Below are 25,450 nucleotides of genomic sequence, written 5' to 3'. Positions count from 1 at the left end.
CTCTTATCAGGCATCGGCCCTAGGGAACTGCGACACCCCAGTAGCTGGCCGCCAGGAGGACGGCGGTGGCGGCCAGTGCCGTCCACCGGAATGTCACCCTAACAGCCGTTGTTTCAGCGTTGCCGGCGTCCACGGCACCCGCTTCGACCAATGCCTCCCAGCGCCCGCGGACCAGCCGGGCGGCCTGGCCGGAGTCGGTGGTCTTCAGGTCACCCGGGCGAACGGACTTCCCCGGTCCATACGTTGCGGAGGGCAGGCCCTTGAGGTCCTCAGGGCGGGCGTTCCGGCCGCCCCAGATTCCCGGCGCCGGTGCAGCCCAGGAGACATAGTTCCTGGCCGGAGTAACGAGGGTCAGGGCGTACCGGGTATCAACATTAACCAGGGCCGCCCACGGCACGTCAACGGACCGGAACGGATTCTCCAAGGTGATGCCGCCGTCGTGGACCACCACGGAAGGCATCCAGAAGAGCAGCCAGCCGAGAAAACCGATCAGCAGCAGCGGGCCCGCACCCACCAAGGCGGCCGGCCCGCCGGCCGCCGCAGTGACCACCAGGCCAAGGGCTGCGACGAGCCAGGAAAGCCAGGCGAACCACTTGTTCGTGCTGGCTTTGAAGACTTCAACATTTCCGGCGTGCGGCACACTGCTCATGCCCCTAATAATTCAGGATTCCGGGCCGCAGCACTAATCTCCCGTGCAGCCGCGGCCCGGGCGGAAGGGAACCCGTCATGACTGACAACATCACCCCGAACCAGGACAGTGCCCCGGCGCAGGATCCGGCCAAGGGAGCAGTTGTCCTGGAGGTCCGCGACCTCAGCGTCGACTTCGGCGTGGACAAGAAGTGGGTGCCCGCGGCCATCGGCCTGAATTACGAAGTCAGGGCAGGTGAAGTCCTGGCCATCGTGGGGGAGTCCGGATCCGGCAAGAGCGCCAGTTCCATGGCGCTGCTGGGCCTCCTGCCCAGCAACAGCCGGGTGTCCGGCAGCGTCCGCCTTTCCGGGAAAGAGCTCCTCGGAGCCAGTCCGGCCAACATCCGGGCGGTGCGCGGCAAGGACGTGGCCGTGATCTTCCAGGAACCCATGACGGCACTGAACCCTGTGTACACGGTCGGGGCACAGATCGTGGAGACGGTGCGGCTGCACAACGAAGTCTCGCCGGACCAGGCCAAGGAACGCGCCCTGCGGATGCTGGAACTGGTGGAACTCCCGGACCCCGAGAAAGCATTCAAGTCCTATCCGCACCAGTTGTCCGGCGGCCAGCGTCAAAGGGCGATGATTGCGCAGTCGCTGTCCTGCGACCCCAAACTGCTGATTGCCGACGAGCCCACCACAGCCCTGGACGTGACGGTCCAGGCCGAGATTCTGGACCTCATGCGCAACCTGCGGAACAAGCTGGACAGCGCCATTGTGCTCATCACCCATGACATGGGTGTGGTGGCGGACCTTGCAGACCGGATCGCTGTCATGCGGCAGGGGCTAATCGTGGAAACCGGAACGGCGGAGCAGGTCTTCCGCAACCCCCGGCACGAATACACGCAGGCACTGCTGGCGGCAGTGCCGCACCTCGGCCAGGGCAGTGCGGAGGAAGGGCAGGAGGTGGACGTCACCGCCGCCCTGGCCGCCGCCACCCACGCCGAACTGGAATCGGTGGATCCGGAGGAACTGGTCCGCCGCGAGCGGGACAACGCTGCGGCGCTTGCTGCTGCGGCGGCCGCAGAACAGCCCCAGGGTGAACCCGTTCTTGAACTTACCGATGTAGCCATTGAGTATCCCAAACAGGGCCGTGTGCCTGCCTTCAGGGCCGTGGAGGGGGCAAACCTCGTGATCTATCCGGGGCAGGTGGTTGGGCTGGTCGGCGAATCCGGCTCGGGCAAGACCACCATTGGCCGTGCGGCCGTGGGCCTGCTTCCTGTCGCTGGCGGCACGATGCGGGTCGTTGGCCAGGACATTTCCGGCGCCAGGAGAAACGGCAAACAGCTGCACCACGTCCGCCGCCACATCGGCATGGTGTTCCAGGACCCGTCGTCGTCGCTGAATCCGCGCCTTCCGATCGGCGAGAGCATCGGCGAACCCATGTTCCTCGCCGGGGAGGCCAAGGGAAGCGCCCTGCAGAAGCGTATCGAGGCCCTCCTGGACCAGGTCGAGCTGCCCCGGAGCTACCGGAACCGTTATCCGCATGAGTTGTCCGGCGGGCAGAAGCAGCGCGTCGGCATCGCGCGGGCGCTGTCGCTCAAACCCAAGCTCATGGTGGCCGACGAACCGACATCGGCACTGGACGTGTCGGTCCAGGCCAAGGTGCTTGAACTGTTCCAGAACCTCCAGAAAGAACTCGGGTTCGCCTGCCTCTTCGTGACCCATGACCTGGCAGTGGTCGACGTGCTGGCCGACCACATCTGCGTGATGCAGCGGGGCAGGATCGTTGAGCAGGGCACCCGGGACCAGATCCTGCGCAATCCGCAGGAACCCTACACACAGCGCCTTCTTGCCGCGGTGCCCCTTCCGGACCCCGAAAAACAGCGTGAGCGGAGGGAGTTGCGGGCGCAGTTGCTGGCGAGCGGAGTGGAGTAGCGTACGTCACATCAGGTGTAGGCTACCACTGAGTAACCTGTGACTTGAAATACTCCGGTGTTGACGTTAGTGGTCAAATCGTGACCGAGTTACAGTTTGGCAACAGAGTTCCAACATCTGGACAATTTGCGGTTACGCTACTCACTTATGTATGCCACGTCACAGTACACCTCTGTGCCCGGCCTGCGGGGAAGCACAAGACTTTCCCTTCTCAACTCCCACAACTCATAGGAGGCGGAATGCGTTTTTCGCGCACTTCCAAAGCACTGGGCATGGTGGCCATCGCGGCCCTTGCCCTGACCGGATGCGGCGCCGGAGGCGGCGCCGCGGACGGTGCCAGCCAGGCTGCCGGCGACCCCAACAAGGTCATCACTGCGTACAGCAATGAACCGCAGAAGCCCCTGATGCCCGCCGATACCGGCGAAGTCTATGGTGGCCGCGTCGTCGAGCTTCTGTTCGAGGGCCTGCGGAGCTACGACCCCAGCGGCAAGTCAGTCAACGCGCTGGCCGAGTCCATCGAGTCCCCGGACGGCCAGAACTACACCATCAAGGTCAAGTCCGGCAGCAAGTTCACCAACGGCGAGGAAGTCACCGCCAAGAGCTTTGTTGACGCCTGGAACTTTGCCGCCCTGAGCACCAATGCCCAGAGCAACAGCAGCTTCTTCGAATCCATCGAAGGCTACGACGCAGTCAGCGCCACCAAGACGGAGAAGGACGCGGACGGCAAGGACACCGACGTCCCGGCCCCCACCGCGGAAACCCTCTCCGGCCTTGCCCTGAAGGACGATTCAACCATCACGGTCAAGCTGACCCAGCCGGAAGCTGACTGGCCGCTGCGCCTCGGCTATTCCGCCTTCATGCCGCTGCCGGCAGATGCCATCAAGGACCCGAAGAAGTTCGGCGAGAACCCGGTTGGCAACGGCCCGTACAAGATGGCCAAGGAAGGCGCCTGGCAGCACGACAGCCAGATCGAACTGGTCAAGAACGCTGATTACCAGGGTGCGCGTGCTGCCAAGAACGGCGGCGTGACCTTCAAGTTCTACACCGACCCGGCTCCGGCCTACACGGACATCCAGGGCAACAACCTCGACGTTACCGACGTCCTGCCGACCGACGCCCTGAAGACCTACACCACGGACTTCCCTGAGAACCACCTCAACAAGCCGTACGCGGGCAACTCCACCCTGAACATTCCGGGTTACCTCCCTGAGTTCCAGGGCGAAGCGGGCAAGCTCCGCCGCCAGGCGCTGTCCATGGCCATCAACCGCGAAGAGATCACCAAGGTCATCTTCTCCGGCACCCGCATCCCGGCCAAGGACTTCACCTCCCCGGCCGTTGACGGCTACAACGAGAATGTTGCCGGCTCCGAGGTCCTGAAGTTCGACGCCGCCAAGGCGAAGGAACTGTGGACGCAGGCCGACGCCATCAGCCCGTGGCCGGCGGACAAGACCCTGCAGCTTGCCTACAACACCGACGGCGGCAACAAGGAATGGATCGACGCCGTTGCCAACAACTTCAAGAACAACCTGGGAATCAAGGCCGAAGGCCAGCCGTTCGCCAAGTTCGCTGAAATCCTGAAGCTGCGTACCGCCAAGGGCCTTCCCGGCCTGACCCGCGCCGGCTGGCAGGCAGATTACCCGTCGCTGTACAACTTCCTCGGCCCGCTCCTGAAGACCGACGCCAGCGCCAACTATGAGGGCTACACGAACCCCGAGTTCGACAAGCTCCTCACCGAAGGCCTCGGCGCCAAGTCCACGGACGACGCCAACAAGAAGTTCACCGAGGCCCAGGAAATCCTCTTCGAGGAACTCCCGAACCTGCCGCTGTGGTACTCCGCACGCCAGGCCGTCTGGAGCCAGAACGTCAGCAACGTAGATGCTGGCTGGAACGGTGTTCTGCAGTACTGGGCCATCACCGCCAAGTAGTCTTCGGAACAAATCCACGTCAAAAGCTCATGGGGGTTCGGCCACAAAGCCGGGCCCCCATAGCCTTGGAACCGGCACGAAAGCTGTCCTACATGATCCCCCTTAGCCCCACCAACGCCCAGGAGGAGTTGCTGTGATCCAGTACATCCTCCGGCGCCTGCTGCAGATCATTCCGGTGTTCATCGGAACCACGCTGCTCGTCTACTTCATGGTCTTCGCCCTTCCCGGCGACCCGATCCGGGCGCTTTTCGGCGACCGTCCCCCCAGCGAAGCCGTTATTGCGCAGCTCCGCCAGCAGTACAACCTCGACCAGCCGTTCTGGGTGCAGTACGGGCTCTTCCTCAAGAACCTGTTCACCTTCAACCTCGGCGTCGACTTCACCGGCCAGCCCATTGCGGCATCCCTGGGCCGGATCTTCCCCGTGACCGTCATGCTCGCCGTTGAAGCACTGGTCATCCAGGCCGTCTTCGGCGTGACCTTCGGCCTCATTGCCGGACTCCGCAAAGGAAAGATCTTTGATGCGACGGTGCTCGTCGCATCCCTCGTGGTCATCGCCATTCCCACCTTTGTGCTCGGCTTCGTCCTGCAGCTGTTGATCGGCGTGCAGCTGGGCTGGGCCAAACCCACGGTCGGCGCAAACGCAGACTGGGGCAACCTGATCCTGCCGGCCACCGTGCTGGGATTGGTTTCCTTCGCCTACGTCCTCCGGCTCACCCGCGCATCGGTCATCGAAAACATGAACGCCGACTATGTGCGCACCGCCACCGCGAAGGGCCTGTCACGACCCCGCGTTGTGGTCACCCACATCCTGCGCAACTCCATGATTCCGGTCATCACCTACCTGGGCGCCAGCCTCGGCGGCCTGATGGGCGGGGCCATTGTCACGGAAAGTATCTTCAACGTCCCCGGCGTTGGCCAGAAGCTGTTCCAGGCTGTCATCCGCAGCGAAGGCCCCACCGTCGTTGCGATTGTCAGCGTGCTGGTGCTCGTCTTCGTCGTTGCCAACCTGTTGGTCGATTTGCTGTACGCCTGGCTTGATCCAAGGATCCGCTATGAAAACTAATCGCGAAATCGAGCACTTCGTTGCCCCCGTGGAGGAGACCCCTCTGCTCGCAACGGACTCGCTCAAAACGGACCAGGCACCGCTGAGCCTCTGGGCAGATGCCTGGCGCAAGCTCCGCCGTCGTCCGCTGTTCATTATTTCCGCGATGATGATCGCACTGATCATCATCGTGGCGCTCTTTCCGGGCCTGTTCACCCAGGTGGCTCCGAATGACAACTGCCAGCTGGCGAATTCGGACGGAGCCCCGGCGGCAGGGCATCCGCTCGGCTTCACCTTCCAGGGCTGCGACGTCTATTCCCGGATCATCCACGGGACCCAGGCATCGCTGATGGTTGGTGTCTTCTCGGTGCTGTTCGTCCTCATCATCGGTGTCACGCTCGGTGCCCTCGCGGGATTCTACGGCGGCTGGATTGACGCCGTCATTGCCCGCCTCGGCGACATCTTCTTCGCACTGCCCCTCATCCTCGGCGCGCTGGTGGTTTCCCAGCTGCCGTTCATGCGTGAAAACCGGGGCGTCTGGACAGTGGTCATGGTTTTGGTGGTGCTCGGCTGGCCTCAGATGGCCCGCATTACGCGCGGTGCGGTGATCGAAGTGCGCAACGCCGACTTCGTGACCGCTGCGCGTTCGCTGGGCGTTTCACGGCTCGGCTCACTGGTCCGGCACGTGCTGCCCAACGCACTCGCGCCGATCATCGTCCTGGCCACCATGGAGCTCGGCGTCTTCATTGTCGCGGAAGCGACGCTGTCCTTCATCGGCATCGGACTTCCCGGGAGCATCATGTCCTGGGGTAACGACATCGCCGCCGCCAAGTCGTCCGTCCGCACCAACCCGGCCATCCTGCTGTACCCGGCCATGGCGCTGTCCGTCACCGTCCTGAGCTTCATTATGCTCGGCGATGCCCTGCGCGACGCCCTTGACCCGAAGAGCCGCCAACGATGAACGAGGCAACCATGACAACTTCCGACGTCATTATCAGCGAGGCCGGCCGGGCGGAAAAGGCGCTCCTGGAAATCCGCGACCTCGCCATTTCCTTCCAGACCGGCTCGGGCGAAGTCCAGGCCGTCCGGAACGCCCACCTGACCATCATGCCGGGTGAAACCGTCGCCATCGTGGGGGAGTCGGGCTCCGGAAAGTCGACGACAGCGCTGGCCGCGATCGGGCTGCTGCCCGGCAACGGCAGGGTCTCGGGCGGCCAGATCCTGCTGGACGGCGAAGACATTTCGCAGGCCCCTGAAAAGCGCATGATCGAGCTGCGCGGCAACACCATCGGCATGGTCCCGCAGGACCCGATGTCCAACCTCAACCCGGTGTGGAAGATCGGTTACCAGGTTAAGGAAACGCTGCGTGCCAACGGACGGCCCAGCGGACCGGCCGACGTTGCGAAAGTGCTTGCCCAGGCAGGTCTTCCTGACGCCGAGCGGCGTGCGAAGCAGTATCCGCACGAGTTCTCCGGCGGCATGCGCCAGCGGGCGCTGATCGCGATCGGCCTCTCCTGCCAGCCCCGGCTGCTCATCGCGGACGAGCCCACCTCCGCCCTCGATGTGACGGTGCAGCGCCAGATCCTCGATCACCTTGAACACATGACCTCGGAACTGGGCACGTCGGTGCTCCTCATCACCCACGACCTGGGCCTGGCCGCAGAACGTGCGGACAAGGTGGTAGTCATGTACCGGGGCAACGTGGTGGAAGCGGGTCCGTCGCTGGAACTGCTGCAGAACCCGCAGCACCCGTACACTCAGCGCCTGGTGGCCTCGGCGCCGTCGCTGGCTTCACGGCGCATCCAAGTGGCCAAGGAGCTCGGCGTCGAGTCGGATGAACTGCTTGCTCCGGGCGCAGCTTCCGGCGCGGACATCGTGGTGGAGCCGACCATGCCCGAAGACGTGCTGCAGATCCAGAACCTCCGCAAGGTGTTCAAGCTGCGGTCCGGTTTCGGGAAGTCCACGGACTTCACCGCCGTCGACGACGTTTCGTTCAGCGTCAAACGCGGAACCACGACGGCGATCGTGGGGGAGTCGGGTTCCGGCAAGTCCACCGTGGCGCAGATGGTGCTGAACCTCCTGCAGCCCACGTCAGGCAAGATCGTATTCGACGGCGTGGATACGTCCACGCTGAACAACAAGGAAATCTTTGCCTTCCGCCGCCGTGTGCAGCCGATCTTCCAGGACCCCTACGGCTCGCTTGATCCGATGTACAACATCTTCCGGACCATCGAGGAACCGCTGCGGACCCACAAGATCGGTGACAAGGCCAGCCGCGAGAAGAAGGTCCGCGAGCTCCTGGACCAGGTGGCGCTGCCGCAGTCCACCATGCAGCGGTACCCCAACGAGCTGTCCGGCGGCCAGCGCCAGCGCGTCGCCATCGCCCGTGCACTGGCGCTTGACCCTGAGGTGATCATCTGCGACGAAGCGGTCTCCGCACTCGATGTACTGGTCCAGGCGCAGGTGCTGAACCTCCTCGCCGAGCTTCAGTCCAGGCTGGGACTGACCTACCTGTTCATCACCCACGACCTTGCCGTGGTCCGTCAGATCGCGGACCACGTGTGTGTGATGGAAAAGGGCAAGCTGGTGGAAACCGGTTCAACGGACGACGTCTTCGACGCGCCGCAGCGGGAGTACACCAAGGCGTTGCTCAACGCCATCCCGGGTGCCCGGCTGATGCTGCCGCCCGAAGTCGCCTGAGCACGTTGCCTTGAGTAGGTAGGCAGAAAAGGAGCCGGCCTCCGCCCGTCAGGGGCGGGGGCCGGCTCCATTTATCGGCGGGTCAACCCACCGGTAGCACGGACGTGGCCGGCCGGGCCGGAGCCTCGAGCCCCAGTTCCATCAGCCTGGTGGCGAGGATCGTGCCCAGCGCCTTGTGGCCGACGTCGTTCATGTGTACGCCGTCGGCAAGTTCCTTGGCCAGGTTGTACTTCGTCAGCCAGTCTCCGACACTGACGAAAGGAATGCCGTGCTTGGCTGCGACGGTGCCGAGAAGTGCATCGACCTGCGACCGGCGCCCGCCGCCGTAGTTGACGCCGCGGGCCAGGGTGCCGATCATGGCGAACTTGGATCCGGGGTATCGCTGCTTGAGCGTCGAGATCAGGCGCTCGGCATTGGCCGCGATCTGGGCGTCGGTGGCTCCGCGGGCGGCATCGTTTCCGCCGCCCTGGATGACCACGAGTCCGGGTGAACCGTAGGGGAGTTTCCAGTCGCCGCGCTGCAGCGCGTCGATGTAGTTTCCGGTCTTGCCGTTCGCCGCAACGAACCCTGTGCCGCCGCGTCCGCAGAAGAAGACGTTATAGCCCATGCCGGCGAGCCCCTGGCGTGGCCAGCCGGCTTCCGGCTCGGACTGCGAGTCCCCGATCAGGACGGCTGTCCGCCTGATGTCCGCCACGATGACTTCAATGCGGCCGTTGGCCGGGTTAAGGTAGGTCGACCCGGGAACCATCGTTGCCGGATCAGGCTCCGGGGCGAGCTGTGCCTTCGGTGCCGCGCCTGCGGCCACCGGCGCGCCGGGTTCGGCGGCCACAGGGGCGGCCGCGGACTTCCGGGGCGCGGCGTTGGTGGCCGTCTGTTCCGGCGGCTGTGAGGCTGCGGATGCTGCGGGAACCGACGACGCCGGGGCGGCATCTGGTGTCTGGGGGGGCTGCCCGCAGCCGGCCATCAGAACGCCGGTGGCGATCACAGGTGCGACGAAGCGAGTCAGAGCTGAGGCGATTCGCATCTATGGTCTCCGGGCTGGCTTGCTGTTATCCCGTAATGATGGGGCATAGCACAAGGAATAGCCAGTAACTTTAGGCACTATTCATCCCATCCCGGTGACGATCCTGTAACGGGGGCGCGGAGGGGCCCGTTTCGGGTTTTTAGGCCAATAAATGACCTAGCGCTTAGACTGGTAGCAGGTGCCCTGTGCCAAAGGGTCTTCTCGTCGTGCGTTCCGGTTGGAAATGTCGCGATACCACAGCTGACTTCACCACTGAATCGAGCAATAACGCATGTCTGAAACCACCACCAACACTGCGGTAGCCACTGCATCGCGCAGTGACCTGCGCAACGTCGCGATTGTGGCCCACGTTGACCACGGCAAGACCACGCTGGTCGACGCCATGCTCAAGCAGACCAACTCCTTTGCCGAGCACAACCACCTCGAAGACCGCGTGATGGACTCCGGTGACCTTGAGCGCGAAAAGGGCATCACCATTCTGGCCAAGAACACCACCGTGGCCTACAACGGACCGTCCTCAAAGGGCGAGACCATCACCATCAACGTGATCGACACTCCGGGCCACGCGGACTTCGGCGGCGAGGTGGAGCGCGGACTGTCCATGGTTGACGGTGTAGTGCTGCTCGTCGACGCTTCTGAGGGACCCCTGCCCCAGACCCGTTTCGTGCTCCGCAAGGCCCTCGCCGCGCACCTGCCGGTGATCCTGCTGGTCAACAAGACCGACCGCCCCGACGCGCGGATCGAAGAAGTTGTCCACGAGTCCATGGACCTGCTCCTTGGCCTGGCCTCCGACCTCGCGGACGAAGTTCCCGACCTGGACCTGGACAAGATCCTCGAAGTTCCGGTTGTCTACGCAGCAGCCAAGGTTGGCCGCGCCTCCCTCGAGCAGCCTGCCGACGGCACGGCCCCGGAGAACGAGGACCTCGAGCCGCTCTTCAAGACCATTATCGAGCACATCCCGGCACCGACGTACGACCCCAACGGCGTCCTGCAGGCGCACGTGACCAACCTCGACGCCTCTCCGTTCCTGGGCCGCCTGGCGCTGCTTCGCATCTACAACGGCACGCTCCGCAAGGGCCAGACCGTTGCATGGGCCCGCGCCAACGGCGAACTGAAGAACGTCAAAATCACCGAACTGCTGGCCACCAAGGCCCTGGACCGCGTCCCGGCCGAGTCCGCAGGCCCCGGTGAGATCGTGGCCGTCGCCGGCATCGAGGAAATCACTATCGGTGAGACCCTGACCGACGCCGAGAACCCGCAGCCGCTGCCGCTGATCACCGTGGACGATCCCGCGATCTCCATGACCATCGGTATCAACACCTCGCCGCTGGCCGGCAAGGTCAAGGGCGCCAAGGTCACGGCCCGCCAGGTGAAGGACCGCCTGGACAAGGAACTGATCGGTAACGTCTCCATCAAGGTCCTCCCCACCGAGCGTCCCGACGCCTGGGAAGTTCAGGGCCGTGGCGAGCTGGCACTGGCCATCCTCGTTGAGCAGATGCGCCGCGAAGGCTTCGAGCTGACCGTCGGCAAGCCGCAGGTGGTCACCAAGACCATCGACGGCAAGATCCACGAGCCGATGGAGCACATGACCATCGACGTGCCGGAAGAGTACCTCGGCGCCGTCACCCAGCTCATGGCAGCCCGCAAGGGCCGCATGACCAACATGGCCAACCACGGCACCGGCTGGTGCCGCATGGAGTTCATCGTTCCCGCCCGTGGCCTGATCGGCTTCCGCACCAAGTTCCTCACGGACACCCGCGGCGCCGGCATCGCAGCCTCCATCTCCGAGGGCTACGAGCCCTGGGCCGGCCCGATCGAATACCGCACCAACGGTTCGATGATCGCCGACCGCGCCGGTGTTGTCACGCCGTTCGCCATGATCAACCTGCAGGAACGCGGTTCCTTCTTCGTGAAGCCCACCTCCGAGGTTTACGAAGGCATGATCGTGGGGGAGAACTCCCGCGCCGACGACATGGACGTCAACATCACCAAGGAAAAGAAGCTCACCAACATGCGTGCAGCCTCTTCCGACACCTTCGAGAACCTGACGCCGCCCCGCGACCTGACCCTCGAAGAGTCCCTCGAATTCGCCCGCGAGGACGAGTGCGTTGAGGTTACCCCGGAGTCCATCCGCATCCGTAAGGTGATCCTGGACACCAACGAGCGCGCCAAGGCCAACCGCGCCCGCGCCAAGGTCTGACCCCCGGCACGTTCCGGTTATTACCTTCGTGAACAATAGAGCTGCCGGTATGGCAGGCGGCATCGCCGCCGCCGTGCCGGCAGCTCTTTTTGTTGCGGCGGCAGGCACGGCCCTGCATCGCCAGCAGTGGATGGTGTCCGGCGTCGTTCTTCCCTGGGGTGCGGTGGCGGCGCTGGTCCTTCTGGGCTCGGTCCAGTTGCTCCTCGGGGCGGCTTTTAGGTCGGTGATCCCGCCGGCGGCCTGCGGCGTGCTGTGCTACGTCCTGGCAGGTCTGTGGTCGAACCTGGAGCCCGGCAAACGGCTTATCGCCGCGGACGTTCCCGGCTACCTCTGGATCTACGGTATCGCCGCGGTGACCGTGCTGATGCTCGTGTGGTGCCGGCGCTACCGGGAACCGCCCCGGCGCGCCTGAAGCCGCCGGACGGCAGGCTTAGCCCGCCGCTCGCGCCGCGCGCCGCGGGGGAGGCGGTGGTACCGGTTTCGCTGCCACTACCATGGCCAGGGGAATGACGACGTCGGCCCGCCGGGTGCGGACGGTACACTCGGCCGCGGTGATCCCCACCAGGTCGCCCAGCGCGTCCGTCAGGCCCTCCGGGATGCGGTAGCGAACCACCACCCGCGTGCCCAGCGGGGCGTTGTCGAGGAACTGGCGGAAATCGGGGGCCTGTGACGTCACCACTTCATCCTAGGACGCCCCTTCCTGTCAGCACCGCGGGCGTGTATGACGCCGGGCTTCTGTGACGCCGGGCTTCTATGACGCGTTGCTAGGTTCGCGGGAACAGGCTGATAGATAATAGGCTCAGAAGTCAGCAGTCCGGCGCTCAGGCCGGGAAGATCACCGGCCGAGTGCCGGAACCAACGTGGAGAGGCAAGGGACGTGACGTACGTAATCGCGCAGCCGTGTGTAGATGTCAAGGACAAGGCATGTATTGAGGAATGCCCCGTCGACTGCATCTATGAGGGCGAGCGGTCCCTCTACATCCACCCGGATGAATGCGTCGACTGCGGTGCCTGCGAACCTGTCTGCCCCGTCGAGGCCATTTACTACGAGGATGACACCCCTGACGAGTGGGCCGACTACTACAAGGCGAACGTCGAATTCTTCGACGACCTGGGGTCGCCCGGCGGCGCCGCCAAGGTGGGCAACACCCACACCGACCACCCGATGATTGCTGCCCTGCCGCCGCAGAACCAGGACCACTGAGGCACCTGGCGTGACATCCGCGGTACGCAGCTTCGGCCTTAGCCTGCCCGACTACCCGTGGGAGGCCATGGCCCCGTATCTTGCCACGGCCGCCAAGCACCCCGGCGGGCCTGTCAACCTTTCCATCGGCACCCCGGTTGACCACACGCCCGTCCTGGTCCAGGAGGCGCTCCAGCGGGCCGCCGACGCCCCCGGGTACCCCACGGTGCACGGTACGCCGGCGCTCCGCGAAGCGATTGCTGACTGGTTCGCACGCCGCCGCGGCGTTCCCGGACTGGATCCCAGGGACGTGATGCCCACTGTCGGTTCCAAGGAACTGGTGGCGTGGCTGCCGTTCCTCCTGGGCCTCAAGCCCGGTGACGTCGTCGTCCGCCCTACCGTTGCCTACCCGACCTACGACATCGGGGCGACGTTCGCAGGCGCGGAACACATCGCCGCTGACGATCTCGACGAACTGGATGACGAGACACGGCGGCGGGTCCGGCTCGTCTGGGTCAATTCGCCGGCCAACCCCACCGGCAGCGTCCGCGATGCCGCATCATTGAAGCGGATAGTGGACCAGGCCCGCGGGCTTGGCGCCGTCGTGGCTTCCGACGAATGCTACGCGGAGCTCGGCTGGGGGGAGTGGGACGTCCAGCGCGGCGGCCGCCCGGTGCCCAGCATCCTGGACCCGCGCGTCGCCGGGGGATCCCATGACGGCCTGCTGGCGGTGTACTCCCTCAGCAAGCAATCGAACCTTGCGGGGTACCGCGCAGCGTTTGTTGCAGGCGACCCGGTCATCATGGCCAACCTGGTCAACAGCCGCAAGCATGCCGGCATGATCGTTCCCTACCCGGTCCAGGAAGCCATGCGCGTGGCACTCGGTGACGACGCCCACGTGCAGGCCCAGAAGGACCTCTACCGCGGGCGGCGGGAGCGGATAGTGCCGGCTCTCGAATCCTTCGGGCTGTCAATCCACGAGTCCCAGGCGGGACTCTACCTGTGGTGCAGTGCCGGTGAAGCCACGTGGGACACCGTAGGCAGGCTGGCCGGGCTCGGGATTGTGGTGGGTCCCGGCGTGTTCTACGGCGATGCCGGAAACGGGTTTATCCGGGTGGCACTGACCGCCGCGGATGAGCGGATCGACGCGGGAGTGGCACGGCTGACCGCTGGCGCGTAGCCGGCAACGGGCGGCAACAGGTCCGTAACAATGGTGTGACACGCAACACAACGGGGGCGTTTTCGGGGCATTTCGGCACTACCGGATTAGTGTCACCTTGCCTTGGAGCGGTACTTTTTAACTGACTATCAATGGTGGCTTTCTACAAGAAGGCAGCCCGGCCGTTGGAATCCCTGCCCTGCAGGCTCCTCGGCCGGCTTCACCGGAGGTTGGATCAAGCTTTCTACAGAGAGGCCCTGACGCCTCATGAGGAGACTCCATGACTGAGACCACCAGCGCAACCCTGCGCCACGCGGGCGGCGAGCTCGAACTCCCCCGTATCAAGGTTGTAGAAGGAAACGAAGGCTATGACGTTTCCAAACTGCTGAAGCAGACAGGCGCCGTCGCCTTTGACCCCGGTTTCATGAACACCGCGGCCACCACTTCGGCCATCACGTACATCGACGGCGATGCCGGCATCCTGCGGTACCGCGGGTACCCGATTGAGCAGCTGGCACAGCACTCCAGCTTCCTGGAAGTTTCCTACCTGCTGATCTACGGCAACCTGCCGACTCCCACCGAGCTGGACGCCTTCGACCAGAGGATCCGCCGCCACACGCTGCTGCACGAAGAGCTCAAGGGCTTCTTCGGCGGGTTCCCGCGCGACGCCCACCCGATGCCCGTGCTGTCCTCGGCCGTATCCGCGCTCTCCACCTTCTACCAGGACTCCCTGGATCCCTTCAACGCGGAGCATGTGGAAGTTTCCACGTACCGGCTCCTGGCCAAAATGCCGGTCATCGCGGCCTACGCCCTGAAGAAGAGCATTGGCCAGCCCATGCTCTACCCGGACAACTCCATGAACCTGGTGGAGAACTTCCTCCGCCTCAGCTTCGGCCTTCCGGCCGAGCAGTACGAGCTGGACCCGGTGATGGTCAAGGCCCTGGACCTTCTGCTGATCCTGCACGCGGACCACGAGCAGAACTGTTCCACGTCCACCGTACGACTGGTCGGCTCGTCCAACGCCAACCTCTTCGCCTCGGTGTCCGCAGGTATCAACGCGCTGTTCGGCCCCGCCCACGGCGGCGCCAACGAAGCCGTGCTCAAGATGCTGCGCCAGATCCAGACCGAGGGCATCAAGCCCGAGGACTACATGGAGAAGGTCAAGAACAAGGAAGACGGCGTCCGCCTCATGGGCTTCGGGCACCGCGTCTACAAGAACTACGATCCGCGGGCCAGGATCGTCAAGGACACGGCACACGAAGTGCTCGGCAAACTCGGCGGCAACGACGAACTGCTGGACATCGCCATGCGCCTTGAGGAGAAGGCCCTGGGTGACGACTACTTCATCCAGCGCAAGCTCTACCCGAACGTGGACTTCTACACCGGCCTGATCTACAAGGCCATGGGCTTCCCGGAGAAGATGTTCACAGTGCTCTTCGCGATCGGCCGCCTGCCGGGCTGGATTGCCCAGTGGCGCGAAATGATCAACGACCCCAGCACCAAGATTGGCCGTCCGCGCCAGCTCTACACAGGAGAGCCGGAGCGGAACTACCCTGCCAGCTAAGGCTGACGAATTAAACTACGACGCCGGCTGCGCACCTTGGGTGCGCAGCCGGCGTCGTTCTTTCATCGATTGATCCCCACCGGCTCCCTGCCCTCGCAAGCTCGGGCCGGGGCCCTCGCCGGCGTGGGCCCACGGTCGTTTTGGGCCGTGAAAACGACACCTACGGAGCAACCGATGTCAGGAGTTGTAGCCCAGCGGGTTGTTCTTCTGCCAGCGCCAGTGGTCCTCGCACATCTGGTCCACGGTTTTCGTAGTGGACCAGCCGAGGTCAGCCAGGGCCGACGTGGCATCGGCCCAGAACGCGGGGAGATCGCCGGCGCGGCGGCCCGTAATCTCGTAGGGGAGTTCGTGGCCTACGGCCTTTTCGAAGGAACGCAGCACCTCCAGCACCGATGATCCCTTGCCGGAACCGAGGTTCCACCGGAACACACCCGTGCGGCCGGCCACGTGGTTGAGGGCGGCGACGTGGCCTTCGGCGAGGTCCACCACGTGGATGTAGTCACGGAGGCAGGTGCCGTCCGGTGTGTCGTAGTCGCCGCCGAAGACCATCAGTTTTTCGCGGCGGCCCACTGCGACCTGGGCGATGAACGGAACCAGGTTGTTGGGGATGCCCTGGGGGTCCTCGCCAATCCGGCCGGACGGGTGTGCACCCACCGGGTTGAAATAGCGCAGGAGCGCGATGTGCCAGCGACTGTCCGCGGTGCCAAGGTCCGAGAGGATGTCCTCGATCTGTTCCTTGGTCCGGCCGTACGGGTTGTTGGCGCCGATCTCCATCTTTTCCACGTAGGGGATCGGGTTGTGCTCGCCGTACACGGTGGCCGAGGAGCTGAAGACCAGTGAGCGGACGTCATGCCGGTCCATCACCCGGATCAGGTTCAGGGTACCTACCAGGTTGTTGTAGTAGTACTTCAGCGGCTCACGGACGGATTCGCCCACGGCCTTGAGGCCCGCGAAATGGATCACAGCGTCGATCCGGTCCTGCGCAAAGACGGCCTCGACAGCTTGTTCGTCCACGAGGTCCACGTTGTGGAACACCGCCTCCTTGCCGCTGAGCTCGGCGACGCGGCGCAGCGACTCTTCGCTGGAATTGACCAGGTTGTCGATGACCACCACCTCATGGCCGGCTTCCTGCAGGGACAGAACAGTGTGGGACCCGATGTAGCCGGTGCCGCCCGTAACCAGAATTCTCATGAGCTCAACGCTATCCCAGTTGGCCGCGCTTCCGCCCGTGTTGCCCACACCTTGGCGGCACAACTGTGCTAAATAGTAGGAGTGCCCAAAATCGTTGATGCCGCAGTCCGGCGCCAGGAAGTTGTCGAAGCCGTTTTCAGGATCATTGCAGCGGACGGACTGGAACGGGCCTCCCTGCGTGAAGTGGCTGACGAGGCCGGACTTGCCGTGGGATCCGTCCGCCACTACTTCTCCAGCAGTGACGAGTTGCTGGCCCATTCATTCGGTGTGGTGGTGGACAGGATCACCGGCAGGCTGGACGCGGCGCGGGACCGACTCACCCAACTGTCTCCCGGGACAGCTGAGCACCGGGACGGCGTGTTAACCCTGCTGGGCCAGTTCCTCCCGCTGGACGAGGAGCGGGCCGTGGACGCGTGCGTCTGGATGGCGTTCAAGAACGCAGCCCGGATCAGGCCGTTCCTGGTCGCCGAGGCTGACCGCAGCCACCGGTCCGTGGCCGCCGTCGTGGGCTGGCTGATCATGGAACTCAGCCCGCCCGGGGTGACAGGGGCCGACGATGGCCATCAGGGCCTGGTTATCGAAGCGGAGCGGCTGCTCGCTACGTTGGACGGACTGACCATGCATGTCCTGCTGCAGCCTGAGTGGATGACGGCTGACATGTGCCGGGACGTGCTGTCGTCGCACCTGCTGAGCCTGGGCCAGTCTGCGCTGAGCCACTAAAACAAGCCATTAACGTCAGTAGTCAAGAGGAATACACTGGGACAGTAAACAAGCCAAGGGAGGCCATTCGGATGCACCAAACAGGCGGTCCTGGTTGGCGGATCACCATGGACACCTCGGGTCCCATGCTCATTGCACTCTACGTCCGGGACGCTGCAGGCCTCAACAGCGCCGGGCGTCCGGCTTTGTGCCATATGGCTCCCAAGATCCGACCGGTGGACCACACCAACCTCACGTCCGAAGTCGGCGGAATCAGTGCCCTTAAGACTGAATGGGAAGCCTGGTGGGAGCAGCTGCTCAAGTCGCATCCCCAAATGGCGCCCGATGTGAAGCCCCCCGATTTTGACGCCTTCGGGAACTCTCCCGCCCTCCAGCGCGTCCTGCAGGCGCATTTCGGGTCGGCTCTGACCTGGGCCCGTGAGCGCCGCTCCGAATACGCCGCACTTGAGGCCGAACGGGAGGCGAGCGGCGCCCCGCAACTCCTGGGCGACATGGTGGAAGACCGGCTGCTGGAAGTGGGCCGCGGTTCGCGGGACTTCACCCTGACGATCATCGAACTTCCGCTGACGGAACCTCGGGCATGGTACCTCGAGCCGGACAAGATCATCATGAGCAAGGAACTGTTGTCCCAGCCCGAGGTTTTCCGAAGCTACGTCCAGCCGGTCGTGGAGCTTCTCGTCTGAGTCCCGGCCGTCAGGAAGTCCCGGCAGCGACCGTGACCGTGACCAGGCCGGACTGACTCTCCGAGGGCTGCCAGCCGTTGCTGGCCGCCCGGTCCCAGCTGCGTCCTTCCACACCGACGTTCGTCACGGACAGGGATTTGGCGTTCGCCACGGCCCACTGTGCCACGGCCCAGGCCTGGGTCCCGCTCGCCTCCAGCACAAGTGTGGTGCCGTCTGTGGTCGCCGGGACGTTCCCGAAGGCGGCGGTCAGTTCGCCAAGGACAGCCTGGACGTCGCCAGGGGCCTCGGGCGACTTGAGGGTGCAGTCCAGTGCCCCGGTTGACTGCCCGGTCAGGGCGGAGGCAAATGCCCGGCCCATGTCCTCATGCTGCGCATAGGCCTGCGGGTAGGCAGAGCGCTGCACCTGCTGCGCCGCAGCCGTGATTTCCAGTGACTCATAGTCCGGAATCTTCACCAGGGCGTCGTAGAACGCCCCGCTGGCGTAATACGGGTCCATCACCTGTTCCTCGGTGCCCCAGCCCTGGGAGGGACGCTGCTGGAACAGGCCGCGGGAATCCGGCCCGGCCTGGTCTCCGTGCTCGATGTTGCGCAGCTTGGATTCCTGCATGGCGGTTGCCAGTGCGATGCTTGCGGCCCGCGGGGGCAGCCCGCGGCGCACGGCAACGGCTGTAATGAGCGCCGCATTTGCCGCCTGGTCGGTGGCCAGGTCGGCCTCCCGCGATCCGACGGCGGCAGTGCACTTTTCGGCAATGAGCGTTTCCGAACGCTGGATAAAGGCCACGGCCGTGTAGACACCGCCGGCAATCAGGGCCAGGACCAGCCCCAGCACTAGCAGGCGGCGCAGGCCACGTCTCCGTGACACGAGGTTGCTCCCTGAGGCCCTGATCGGGCCGGTTGACGTCTGCGGGCGGGCGGAATCAGTTGGCGTGGAGGGCCTCATTGAGTTCCACGGTCTGGCCCTTGCGGGGGAGTACCTCCACGGCGCCGTTCGTGGAATTGCGGCGGAACAGCAGGTTGGGCACACCTGAGAGTTCAACGGCCTTGACCACCCGGGTGGTGTCCACTCCGTCGGCGTCCTTCGGACCGATGACGCGGACGCGGGTGCCTGCCGTGACGTACAGGCCGGCCTCGACCACCGAGTCGTCGCCGATGCTGATCCCGACGCCGGAGTTGGCACCCAGCAGCACACGCGCACCGAGGGAGATCTTCTCCTTGCCGCCGCCGGACAGCGTACCCATGATGGAGGCGCCGCCGCCGACGTCCGTTCCGTCGCCGGTGACAACCCCGGCCGAGATGCGGCCTTCCACCATGGAGGTGCCCAGGGTGCCTGCGTTGAAGTTCACGAACCCTTCGTGCATCACCGTGGTGCCCTCGGCAAGGTGGGCGCCAAGCCGGACGCGGCCGGCGTCGGCAATCCGGACGCCTGCGGGCACCACGTAGTCAACCATGCGCGGGAACTTGTCCACTCCGTAAACAGTCACGGGGCCGCGCTTGCGCAGCTTCGCCCGGGTCAGTTCGAAGCCTTCAACGGCAGCAGGGCCGAAGTTCGTCCACACGACATTGGGGAGCTTGCCGAAGATGCCGTCCAGGTTGATGGTGTTGGGCTGCACAAGCCGGTGCGAAAGCAGGTGCAGGCGGAGGTAGGCGTCCGCGGTGTCGGCAGGGGCTTCATCGAGGTGCACCTGGACGAAAACGACCTGCTGCTCGGTGCCGCGGTCGGCGTCGCTGCCGGCTGCGGCGATCTCGGCCAGCACGGGATCCGCGCTCTCCACGTTCCGGAGGCTATCCGCTGCGGTTCCCAGGGACGGTGCGGGGAACCAAACGTCCAGCACGGTGGCCTCGCCGTTGCGGGTGGAAATGGTGGCCACGCCGTAGCCATAGGCGGAGCGGGCATCGGCGGATGCGGAATTATCGGCGGGCACGGCGGAAGCAGCAGCGGTTTCAGTCATGGTCCCAGTCTATCGAGAGGCGGGAGCAGGTCTCGAACTAGACTGTCCGTGTGACTGCTCAAACCGCCTCTGCCCGCCTGGACCTCCGCCAGGACGTCGCCCTCCTCACTGCTGCACTCATCGACATCAACAGTGTCTCGGCCAACGAGGAGGAACTGGCCGACGCCGTCGAACATGCCCTGCGGAAGATTCCGCAGCTTGAGGTCGTCCGGGACGGCGATTCGATCATCGCCCGCACTGCCCTGGGCCGCGCTGAGCGGGTCATCCTGGCCGGGCACCTGGATACGGTGCCGCTCCCCACCACCGACGGCGCCCTTGGCACCGTCCCTTCGTTCTGGCCTTCAGGCGCGCCCGGCGAAGGACTCCTGTACGGCCGCGGCGCGACGGACATGAAAGGCGGCGTCGCGGTGCAGCTTGCACTGGCCGCCGGCATGTTCGACGGCGGGAAGGAACCGGGCAAGGACGTCACCTTCGTGTTCTACGACCACGAGGAAGTAGAAGCGGTGAAGAGCGGCCTCGGTCGGCTGGTGCGCAATCACGGCGGGCTTCTCGAGGGTGACTTCGCCATCCTGCTGGAGCCAACTCACGGAACCGTGGAAGGCGGGTGCAACGGCACCATGCGGTTCGAGGCAACCACCATCGGTGAGGCAGCACACTCCGCCCGGGCCTGGATGGGACGCAACGCCATTCATGCGGCCGCCCCCGTCCTCGCCAGGCTGGCCGCCTACGAACCGGCCACCATCAACGTGGACGGCCTGGACTACCGGGAAAGCCTCAACGCGGTGAAGATCAACGGAGGCACTGCCGGAAACGTCATTCCGGACCGCTGCGTGGTGGAGATCAACTACCGCTTTGCTCCGGACAAGACGCCGGCACAGGCGGAGGCCCACGTGCGGGAACTTCTCGACGGGTTCGAGGTGGTCAAAACGGACAGCGCCGCCGGCGCGCGGCCGGGACTGAATCATCCTGCTGCCGCGTCCTTCGTGGCAGCAGTCGGCGCGGAACCGAAACCCAAGTACGGCTGGACCGACGTCGCGCGTTTCAGCGAACTGGGAATTCCGGCCGTGAACTTCGGGCCCGGCGACCCACTGCTGGCGCATAAAGATAACGAACACGTCGACGCCGATGCGATCCGTGAGTGCCTCCGGGCGCTGCGGACGTGGCTGGGAAACTAACCGCAAGGACCCCGCTCAGGCAGGAAGGCCCGGATCTGTGATCCGGGCCTTCCTGGTGCTTCACTTCCTGCGTGCTACTTCACTTCGGCTTCAATCGGTTCAGGCTCAGCCTTGGCCACGCCCCCGGCAGCTTTCTTGGAACCGCGCCGTTCGATCCAGACTGCGATGCGCGAAACGCAGATGTTGATCGCGATGTAGATTGCTGCGGCCACGAAGAAGATCGGGAACAGGAACTGGGTTCCCAGGAAGTCGGCCATGACCTGCACGGCACGGAGCAGTTCACCGTAGGCCACGATGTAGCCCAGGGACGTGTCCTTCAGCAGCACCACGAGCTGGGCAACGAGTGACGGCATCATGCGCCGGACGGCCTGGGGCAGTTCAATGACCATGCGGGACTGGAAACTGGTCAGGCCGATGGTCAGGCCTGCCTCGCGCTGGCCCTTCGGCAGGGACTGGATACCGGCACGGATAATCTCCGCGAAGACCGCCGCGTTGTACAGGACAAGGCCGGCTACCACCGCGATGAACTGATTGGTTCCGAAGACGAGCAAGACGAAGAACATCATCAGGACCACGGGCATGCCGCGCAGGAATTCCAGCACGATCCGGGTGGGGACCCGGATGGCGGCAAGGTCGGATATCCGCAGCAGGCACAGCAGCAGTCCCAGCGGGAACGCGATGACGGCAGCGACGGCCGCAGCGCTCAGGGTTGCGCCAATGCCGTTGCCGAGCAGCGACCAGACGTCCGCCCGCGTGAAGATCGCCCAGCGGCGTCCCTCGAAGATGCCCTGCTGGGCCAGTGTGCTGATGATCCATGCCAGCAGTCCCAGGATCAACAGGGAGCCCACTACGGAGCCAATAAGTGAAACCCGGCGGGCTTTTGGCCCTGGGACGTCGTACAGAACCGAGCTCATCGGACGATCGCCACCTTTCGTTCGACGGTGCTCGCCAGGATACCCAACGGAACAGTGATCAGCAGGTAGAAGAAAGCCACCCCGATGAGAACGGCCATCACCTGGTCGCCGTTGGAGTTGGCGAGCTGGCGGCCGTAGCCGAACAGCTCCAGGACGAAGAAGGCGCCGGCGACGGATGAGTTCTTGACCAGGGCGATCAGGATATTGATCAACGGCGGGATCACCGTCCGCAACGCCTGCGGCAGAATGATCAGGGACAGCACCTGGCCGAACTTCATGCCGATGCTGCGCGCGGCCTCGGCCTGGCCGACCGGAACGCTGTTGACACCGGAGCGCACTGCTTCAGCGATGAAGGCTGCTGTGTAGGCACTCAGGGCAATGATGGCCGCCACTTCAAACTGCTCAAATTTCACCCCGAGCCTCGGCAGGACGATCGCGGCGAAGAAGAAGGCAATGGTCAGGGGGGTGTTCCGCAGAATCTCCACGTAGGTCATGCTGAAGCCGCGGAGGGCGGCAACGGGTGAAACCCGGGCGGCGGCCAGCACCGTTCCCAGCAGGAGGGCGATGACTCCGGATACGGCTGACAGGAACAGGGTTCGGAGAAAGCCTTCCCAGTAAAGTGGCAGGTTATCGATGATGACGTCCATAACATCCTTTGGCTGTGTGTCGCGGACGGGAGCGAAGATGGGAGCGGCGGCTGCCGGAGCCTTGGCAAACGGACTCCGGCAACCGCCCTGCGTTACTTAGTAACGGTTGATGGCCGGAAGTTCCGGCGCCGTCTTGATGACGGAGCCCGCGGTTGCTTCCCAGGCCTTCTTGTAAGACCCGTCCTTGCTGAACTCTTCCAGCTGGTCGTTGATCCAGTTGCGGAAGACGGTGTCATCCTTCTTCAGGCCGATGCCGTAGGGCTCCTTGGTGAAGGTCTCGTCCGAGGCCAGCTTGAAGGCGTCAGGTTCCTTGTCCACGAAGCCGGCCAGGATCACGTTGTCGGTGGTGATGGCTTCCACCTGCTTGTTGCGCAGCGGTTCGAGGCAGGCCGAGTAGGTGGCCGCAGGAACGAGTACTGCTCCGTACTTCTCCACGATGGTGCCGGCAGGGGTGGAACCCGTCACGGAGCAGACCTTCTTGCCCTTGACGTCCTCGGGCTTCTTGATGGTGTCGTTGTCCTTGTTGACCATGAGGGCCTGGCCGGCCTCGTAGTACGGCCCGGCGAAGCTGACGACCTGCTTGCGCTTGTCGTTGATGGTGTACGTGGCGATGACCAGGTCCACCTTGCCCTGTTCGATAAACGGTTCGCGGTTCGCGGAGACGGTCTCCGACCATTCGATCTTGTCCGCCGCGATGCCCAGCTTGGCGGCAATCAGCTTGCCCATCTCGACGTCAAAGCCGATGGGCTTGCCGTCAAGGCCCACCTGGCCGAAGAGGGGCTGGTCGAACTTGGTGCCGATCTTGATCGTTCCGGCGGAAGCGAGCTTCTCCATGGTGCTGCCGGCCGCGAAGGTGGGCTTCTCGGCAACCGTGGGGTCGCTGGTGGTACCGGTGCTGCCGCCGCATGCGCTCAGAGTCAGGGCGAGGGCTGCTGATGCTGCAACCACAAAGGACTTCCGTCGGGTCAAAAATGCCTTCATGACATACCTTTCATTGGCGGCCACTGTGGTGGCCTGGGTGCGAACTGCGTAGGTGCGGTCTCGTGGAATCAGTGGGTGAGGAGCTTGGAGAGGAAGTCCTTGGCGCGGTTGCTCTTCGGGTTCGTGAAGAACTCTTCCGGTGTTGCGTCTTCGACGATCTGGCCGTCGGCCATGAACACCACGCGGTCGGCGGCCTTGCGGGCGAAGCCCATCTCGTGGGTAACCACGATCATGGTCATGCCTTCCTTGGCGAGTTGGATCATGACGTCGAGGACCTCATTGATCATTTCCGGGTCAAGGGCCGAGGTGGGCTCGTCAAACAGCATGACCTTCGGCTTCATCGCCAGGGCACGGGCAATCGCCACGCGCTGCTGCTGGCCGCCGGAGAGCTGCGCCGGGAGCTTGGGTGCCTGGTGGCCGACGCCCACACGCTCCAACAGCGCCATGGCGTCCTTGTCGGCCTGCGCCTTGGCAACGCCCTTGACCTTGATCGGACCCAGGGTGACGTTTTCGAGGATCGTCTTGTGGGCAAAGAGATTGAAGGACTGGAACACCATTCCGACGTCGGCGCGCAGCTTGGCGAGTTCCTTGCCTTCCTCCGGCAGTTCCTTGCCGTCGATGGCGATCTTGCCGTCGTCGATGGTTTCGAGGCGGTTGATGGCCCGGCAGAGTGTGGACTTACCGGACCCGGACGGTCCGATGACCACAACAACTTCGCCCTTACGGACGTTCAGGTTGATGTCCTTGAGTACGTGCAGCTGGCCGTAGTGCTTATTCACGGCTTTCAGGGAGACGAGAGCTTCGCCGGGCACTTGAGTAGTCATAAGAGAGAATCTAGCGAACATTAGCGGGATATGACGGCAATCACTCCAACTTCCTGCAGATCGTGATTCAAGAGATACCTGCAGGTCAAAGCCCCGGGTGCCTGCTCCAACAGGATGGGACGCGCCGGACGGTCGCGCTTGTCGAAGCGCGCTAGCCTTGGTGGATGAGTACCGATCCGCAGCCTTCTCCAACTCCAGTACCTCCCATTGCCACCCGTCACAAGGGTCCGCTGGAGCTGCGGCGCAAACAGGCAGCAGTGGAGATGTCGGACCAACACCTGCTGGACACCAAGGGGCCGGGCCAGTTCGTCCACACGGATCCGTGGCGGGTGCTCAGGATCCAAAGTGAGTTCGTGGAAGGCTTCGGCGCACTCGCGGACCTCGGGCCGGCTGTCAGCGTGTTCGGGTCCGCCCGCACCAAGCCCGGCTCCGTGTACTACGAGCTGGGCGTTGAGGTTGGCCGCAAGCTGGCCGAAGCCGGGGTGGCTGTCATCACCGGCGGCGGCCCCGGCTCCATGGAAGCGGCCAACAAAGGCGCAGTTCAGGGAAACGGTGTCTCCGTGGGGCTCGGCATTGAGCTTCCGTTTGAGCAGGGCCTCAACCAGTGGGTGGACCTCGGGATCAACTTCCGCTATTTCTTCGCACGGAAAACCATGTTCGTGAAGTACGCCCAGGGCTTCATTGTGCTTCCCGGCGGACTGGGCACACTCGACGAGCTGTTCGAGGCGATGGTCCTGGTGCAAACCCGGAAAGTCACCTCGTTCCCCATCGTCCTCCTCGGCACGGCGTTCTGGGGACCCATGATCGACTGGATCAGGGGCACGCTGGTGGAAGACGGCATGATCTCCGAGAAGGACCTGGACCTCATCCAGGTCGTCGACGAGCCTGCGCACGCGGTGGACCTCGTCATCCACGGCGCCATCCGGCCCCCGGAGGGCGCTCAGGGCTATGGCACCAGCGGACCAAACGGCAACCAGCGGCCGGAATAACTGCCGCGCCGGCGT

Annotated in this window: 24 protein-coding genes; 14 read left to right on the top strand and 10 right to left on the bottom strand. The window is 64.4% G+C overall.

Going from position 1 to position 25,450, the window contains the following annotated elements; genetic code table 11:
- Window positions 1-19: 19 nt before the first annotated feature.
- On the bottom strand, window positions 20-649 hold the full coding sequence (locus tag Q8Z05_RS00985) for a PH domain-containing protein (protein ID WP_305941682.1): 630 nt from the start codon (window positions 647-649) through the stop codon (window positions 20-22).
- A 77-nt stretch (window positions 650-726) separates the two neighbouring features.
- On the opposite strand from Q8Z05_RS00985, the gene Q8Z05_RS00980 reads away from it, so the two are divergent.
- The 5 genes from Q8Z05_RS00980 (at window position 727) to Q8Z05_RS00960 (ending at window position 8,232) form a co-directional block, all read left to right on the top strand.
- Window positions 727-2,565: an ABC transporter ATP-binding protein gene (locus Q8Z05_RS00980; protein WP_305941681.1), complete on the top strand. Its 1,839-nt coding sequence runs from the start codon at window positions 727-729 to the stop codon at window positions 2,563-2,565.
- A gap of 239 nt (window positions 2,566-2,804) precedes the next feature.
- Window positions 2,805-4,490, top strand: a complete 1,686-nt coding sequence (locus tag Q8Z05_RS00975; protein WP_305941680.1) for a peptide ABC transporter substrate-binding protein — start codon at window positions 2,805-2,807, stop codon at window positions 4,488-4,490.
- Window positions 4,491-4,623: 133 nt separating this feature from the next.
- Window positions 4,624-5,553 carry an ABC transporter permease gene (locus Q8Z05_RS00970; RefSeq protein ID WP_305941679.1) on the top strand — a complete coding sequence of 310 codons (930 nt, stop codon included), beginning with the start codon at window positions 4,624-4,626 and terminating at the stop codon, window positions 5,551-5,553.
- Window positions 5,543-6,493, top strand: a complete 951-nt coding sequence (locus Q8Z05_RS00965; protein ID WP_305941678.1) for an ABC transporter permease — start codon at window positions 5,543-5,545, stop codon at window positions 6,491-6,493. The genes Q8Z05_RS00970 and Q8Z05_RS00965 overlap by 11 nt, the downstream gene beginning before the upstream one ends.
- 11 nt (window positions 6,494-6,504) lie before the next feature.
- The gene (locus tag Q8Z05_RS00960) at window positions 6,505-8,232 is read left to right on the top strand and encodes a dipeptide ABC transporter ATP-binding protein (RefSeq protein WP_305941677.1); all 1,728 of its coding nucleotides are present in this window, start codon (window positions 6,505-6,507) and stop codon (window positions 8,230-8,232) included.
- A gap of 82 nt (window positions 8,233-8,314) precedes the next feature.
- Here the strand turns inward: Q8Z05_RS00960 and Q8Z05_RS00955 are convergent, their stop codons facing one another.
- On the bottom strand, window positions 8,315-9,256 hold the full coding sequence (locus Q8Z05_RS00955) for an SGNH/GDSL hydrolase family protein (protein WP_305941676.1): 942 nt from the start codon (window positions 9,254-9,256) through the stop codon (window positions 8,315-8,317).
- Between the two features lie 271 nt (window positions 9,257-9,527).
- Here Q8Z05_RS00955 and typA point away from each other — a divergent pair, with 271 nt between their 5' ends.
- Both typA and Q8Z05_RS00945 read left to right on the top strand, forming a co-directional pair.
- Entirely contained in the window at window positions 9,528-11,456 is a 1,929-nt protein-coding gene (typA, locus tag Q8Z05_RS00950; protein ID WP_305941675.1) for a translational GTPase TypA, read from the top strand.
- Between the two features lie 49 nt (window positions 11,457-11,505).
- Window positions 11,506-11,868, top strand: coding sequence for a hypothetical protein (locus tag Q8Z05_RS00945; protein WP_305941674.1), 363 nt, complete (start codon window positions 11,506-11,508; stop codon window positions 11,866-11,868).
- Between the two features lie 18 nt (window positions 11,869-11,886).
- Here the strand turns inward: Q8Z05_RS00945 and Q8Z05_RS00940 are convergent, their stop codons facing one another.
- Window positions 11,887-12,132: a putative acetyltransferase gene (locus Q8Z05_RS00940; RefSeq protein WP_305941673.1), complete on the bottom strand. Its 246-nt coding sequence runs from the start codon at window positions 12,130-12,132 to the stop codon at window positions 11,887-11,889.
- Window positions 12,133-12,333: 201 nt separating this feature from the next.
- Here Q8Z05_RS00940 and fdxA point away from each other — a divergent pair, with 201 nt between their 5' ends.
- From fdxA to Q8Z05_RS00925, 3 genes are all read left to right on the top strand, one after another.
- A complete protein-coding gene (fdxA, locus tag Q8Z05_RS00935; protein ID WP_055796733.1) occupies window positions 12,334-12,660 on the top strand; it encodes a ferredoxin in 327 nt (108 codons plus the stop codon).
- A gap of 10 nt (window positions 12,661-12,670) precedes the next feature.
- Window positions 12,671-13,819: a succinyldiaminopimelate transaminase gene (dapC, locus tag Q8Z05_RS00930; RefSeq protein WP_305941672.1), complete on the top strand. Its 1,149-nt coding sequence runs from the start codon at window positions 12,671-12,673 to the stop codon at window positions 13,817-13,819.
- A gap of 259 nt (window positions 13,820-14,078) precedes the next feature.
- Window positions 14,079-15,362: a citrate synthase gene (locus tag Q8Z05_RS00925; protein ID WP_043482784.1), complete on the top strand. Its 1,284-nt coding sequence runs from the start codon at window positions 14,079-14,081 to the stop codon at window positions 15,360-15,362.
- A 177-nt stretch (window positions 15,363-15,539) separates the two neighbouring features.
- Here Q8Z05_RS00925 and galE read toward each other — a convergent pair whose 3' ends face one another.
- Complete coding sequence (gene galE, locus Q8Z05_RS00920; RefSeq protein ID WP_305941671.1) at window positions 15,540-16,553, bottom strand: UDP-glucose 4-epimerase GalE; 1,014 nt, start codon at window positions 16,551-16,553, stop codon at window positions 15,540-15,542.
- A gap of 81 nt (window positions 16,554-16,634) precedes the next feature.
- On the opposite strand from galE, the gene Q8Z05_RS00915 reads away from it, so the two are divergent.
- Window positions 16,635-17,273: a TetR/AcrR family transcriptional regulator gene (locus Q8Z05_RS00915; protein WP_305941670.1), complete on the top strand. Its 639-nt coding sequence runs from the start codon at window positions 16,635-16,637 to the stop codon at window positions 17,271-17,273.
- 71 nt (window positions 17,274-17,344) lie between these two features.
- On the top strand, window positions 17,345-17,956 hold the full coding sequence (locus Q8Z05_RS00910; RefSeq protein WP_305941669.1) for a hypothetical protein: 612 nt from the start codon (window positions 17,345-17,347) through the stop codon (window positions 17,954-17,956).
- 10 nt (window positions 17,957-17,966) lie between these two features.
- Here Q8Z05_RS00910 and Q8Z05_RS00905 read toward each other — a convergent pair whose 3' ends face one another.
- Window positions 17,967-18,818, bottom strand: a complete 852-nt coding sequence (locus tag Q8Z05_RS00905; protein WP_305941668.1) for a hypothetical protein — start codon at window positions 18,816-18,818, stop codon at window positions 17,967-17,969.
- Window positions 18,819-18,873: 55 nt separating this feature from the next.
- Window positions 18,874-19,905 carry a 2,3,4,5-tetrahydropyridine-2,6-dicarboxylate N-succinyltransferase gene (gene dapD, locus Q8Z05_RS00900; RefSeq protein WP_305941667.1) on the bottom strand — a complete coding sequence of 344 codons (1,032 nt, stop codon included), beginning with the start codon at window positions 19,903-19,905 and terminating at the stop codon, window positions 18,874-18,876.
- 50 nt (window positions 19,906-19,955) lie between these two features.
- Between dapD and dapE the strand changes: the two genes are divergently transcribed.
- Window positions 19,956-21,080: a succinyl-diaminopimelate desuccinylase gene (dapE, locus tag Q8Z05_RS00895; RefSeq protein WP_305941666.1), complete on the top strand. Its 1,125-nt coding sequence runs from the start codon at window positions 19,956-19,958 to the stop codon at window positions 21,078-21,080.
- Between the two features lie 74 nt (window positions 21,081-21,154).
- Here the strand turns inward: dapE and Q8Z05_RS00890 are convergent, their stop codons facing one another.
- The 4 genes from Q8Z05_RS00890 to Q8Z05_RS00875 form a co-directional block, all read right to left on the bottom strand.
- Entirely contained in the window at window positions 21,155-21,994 is an 840-nt protein-coding gene (locus Q8Z05_RS00890; RefSeq protein WP_305941665.1) for an amino acid ABC transporter permease, read from the bottom strand.
- Entirely contained in the window at window positions 21,991-22,641 is a 651-nt protein-coding gene (locus Q8Z05_RS00885) for an amino acid ABC transporter permease (protein ID WP_305941664.1), read from the bottom strand. Before Q8Z05_RS00885 ends, Q8Z05_RS00890 begins: the two co-directional genes overlap by 4 nt.
- Window positions 22,642-22,737: 96 nt before the next feature.
- The gene (locus Q8Z05_RS00880; RefSeq protein ID WP_305941663.1) at window positions 22,738-23,622 is read right to left on the bottom strand and encodes a glutamate ABC transporter substrate-binding protein; all 885 of its coding nucleotides are present in this window, start codon (window positions 23,620-23,622) and stop codon (window positions 22,738-22,740) included.
- Window positions 23,623-23,690: 68 nt separating this feature from the next.
- On the bottom strand, window positions 23,691-24,446 hold the full coding sequence (locus Q8Z05_RS00875) for an amino acid ABC transporter ATP-binding protein (RefSeq protein WP_305941662.1): 756 nt from the start codon (window positions 24,444-24,446) through the stop codon (window positions 23,691-23,693).
- Window positions 24,447-24,610: 164 nt separating this feature from the next.
- Between Q8Z05_RS00875 and Q8Z05_RS00870 the strand changes: the two genes are divergently transcribed.
- The gene (locus tag Q8Z05_RS00870) at window positions 24,611-25,435 is read left to right on the top strand and encodes a TIGR00730 family Rossman fold protein (protein WP_305941661.1); all 825 of its coding nucleotides are present in this window, start codon (window positions 24,611-24,613) and stop codon (window positions 25,433-25,435) included.
- Window positions 25,436-25,450 lie beyond the last annotated feature (15 nt).

The sequence above is a fragment of the Arthrobacter oryzae genome, assembly GCF_030718995.1.
Lineage (GTDB): Bacteria > Actinomycetota > Actinomycetes > Actinomycetales > Micrococcaceae > Arthrobacter > Arthrobacter oryzae_C.
This window is presented reverse-complemented; position numbering and strand designations above follow the sequence as displayed.

What these genes read in the sequence shown, in the direction of transcription:
- Q8Z05_RS00985 (WP_305941682.1), bottom strand. Translation starts at nt 649, where the DNA reads ATGAGCAGTGTGCCGCACGCCGGAAATGTTGAAGTCTTCAAAGCCAGC.
- Q8Z05_RS00980 (WP_305941681.1), top strand. Translation starts at nt 727, where the DNA reads ATGACTGACAACATCACCCCGAACCAGGACAGTGCCCCGGCGCAGGAT.
- Q8Z05_RS00975 (WP_305941680.1), top strand. Translation starts at nt 2,805, where the DNA reads ATGCGTTTTTCGCGCACTTCCAAAGCACTGGGCATGGTGGCCATCGCG.
- Q8Z05_RS00965 (WP_305941678.1), top strand. Translation starts at nt 5,543, where the DNA reads ATGAAAACTAATCGCGAAATCGAGCACTTCGTTGCCCCCGTGGAGGAG.
- Q8Z05_RS00960 (WP_305941677.1), top strand. Translation starts at nt 6,505, where the DNA reads ATGACAACTTCCGACGTCATTATCAGCGAGGCCGGCCGGGCGGAAAAG.
- Q8Z05_RS00955 (WP_305941676.1), bottom strand. Translation starts at nt 9,256, where the DNA reads ATGCGAATCGCCTCAGCTCTGACTCGCTTCGTCGCACCTGTGATCGCC.
- typA (WP_305941675.1), top strand. Translation starts at nt 9,528, where the DNA reads ATGTCTGAAACCACCACCAACACTGCGGTAGCCACTGCATCGCGCAGT.
- Q8Z05_RS00945 (WP_305941674.1), top strand. Translation starts at nt 11,506, where the DNA reads ATGGCAGGCGGCATCGCCGCCGCCGTGCCGGCAGCTCTTTTTGTTGCG.
- Q8Z05_RS00925 (WP_043482784.1), top strand. Translation starts at nt 14,079, where the DNA reads ATGACTGAGACCACCAGCGCAACCCTGCGCCACGCGGGCGGCGAGCTC.
- galE (WP_305941671.1), bottom strand. Translation starts at nt 16,553, where the DNA reads ATGAGAATTCTGGTTACGGGCGGCACCGGCTACATCGGGTCCCACACT.
- Q8Z05_RS00910 (WP_305941669.1), top strand. Translation starts at nt 17,345, where the DNA reads ATGCACCAAACAGGCGGTCCTGGTTGGCGGATCACCATGGACACCTCG.
- dapD (WP_305941667.1), bottom strand. Translation starts at nt 19,905, where the DNA reads ATGACTGAAACCGCTGCTGCTTCCGCCGTGCCCGCCGATAATTCCGCA.
- Q8Z05_RS00890 (WP_305941665.1), bottom strand. Translation starts at nt 21,994, where the DNA reads ATGAGCTCGGTTCTGTACGACGTCCCAGGGCCAAAAGCCCGCCGGGTT.
- Q8Z05_RS00885 (WP_305941664.1), bottom strand. Translation starts at nt 22,641, where the DNA reads ATGGACGTCATCATCGATAACCTGCCACTTTACTGGGAAGGCTTTCTC.
- Q8Z05_RS00880 (WP_305941663.1), bottom strand. Translation starts at nt 23,622, where the DNA reads ATGAAGGCATTTTTGACCCGACGGAAGTCCTTTGTGGTTGCAGCATCA.
- Q8Z05_RS00875 (WP_305941662.1), bottom strand. Translation starts at nt 24,446, where the DNA reads ATGACTACTCAAGTGCCCGGCGAAGCTCTCGTCTCCCTGAAAGCCGTG.
- Q8Z05_RS00870 (WP_305941661.1), top strand. Translation starts at nt 24,611, where the DNA reads ATGAGTACCGATCCGCAGCCTTCTCCAACTCCAGTACCTCCCATTGCC.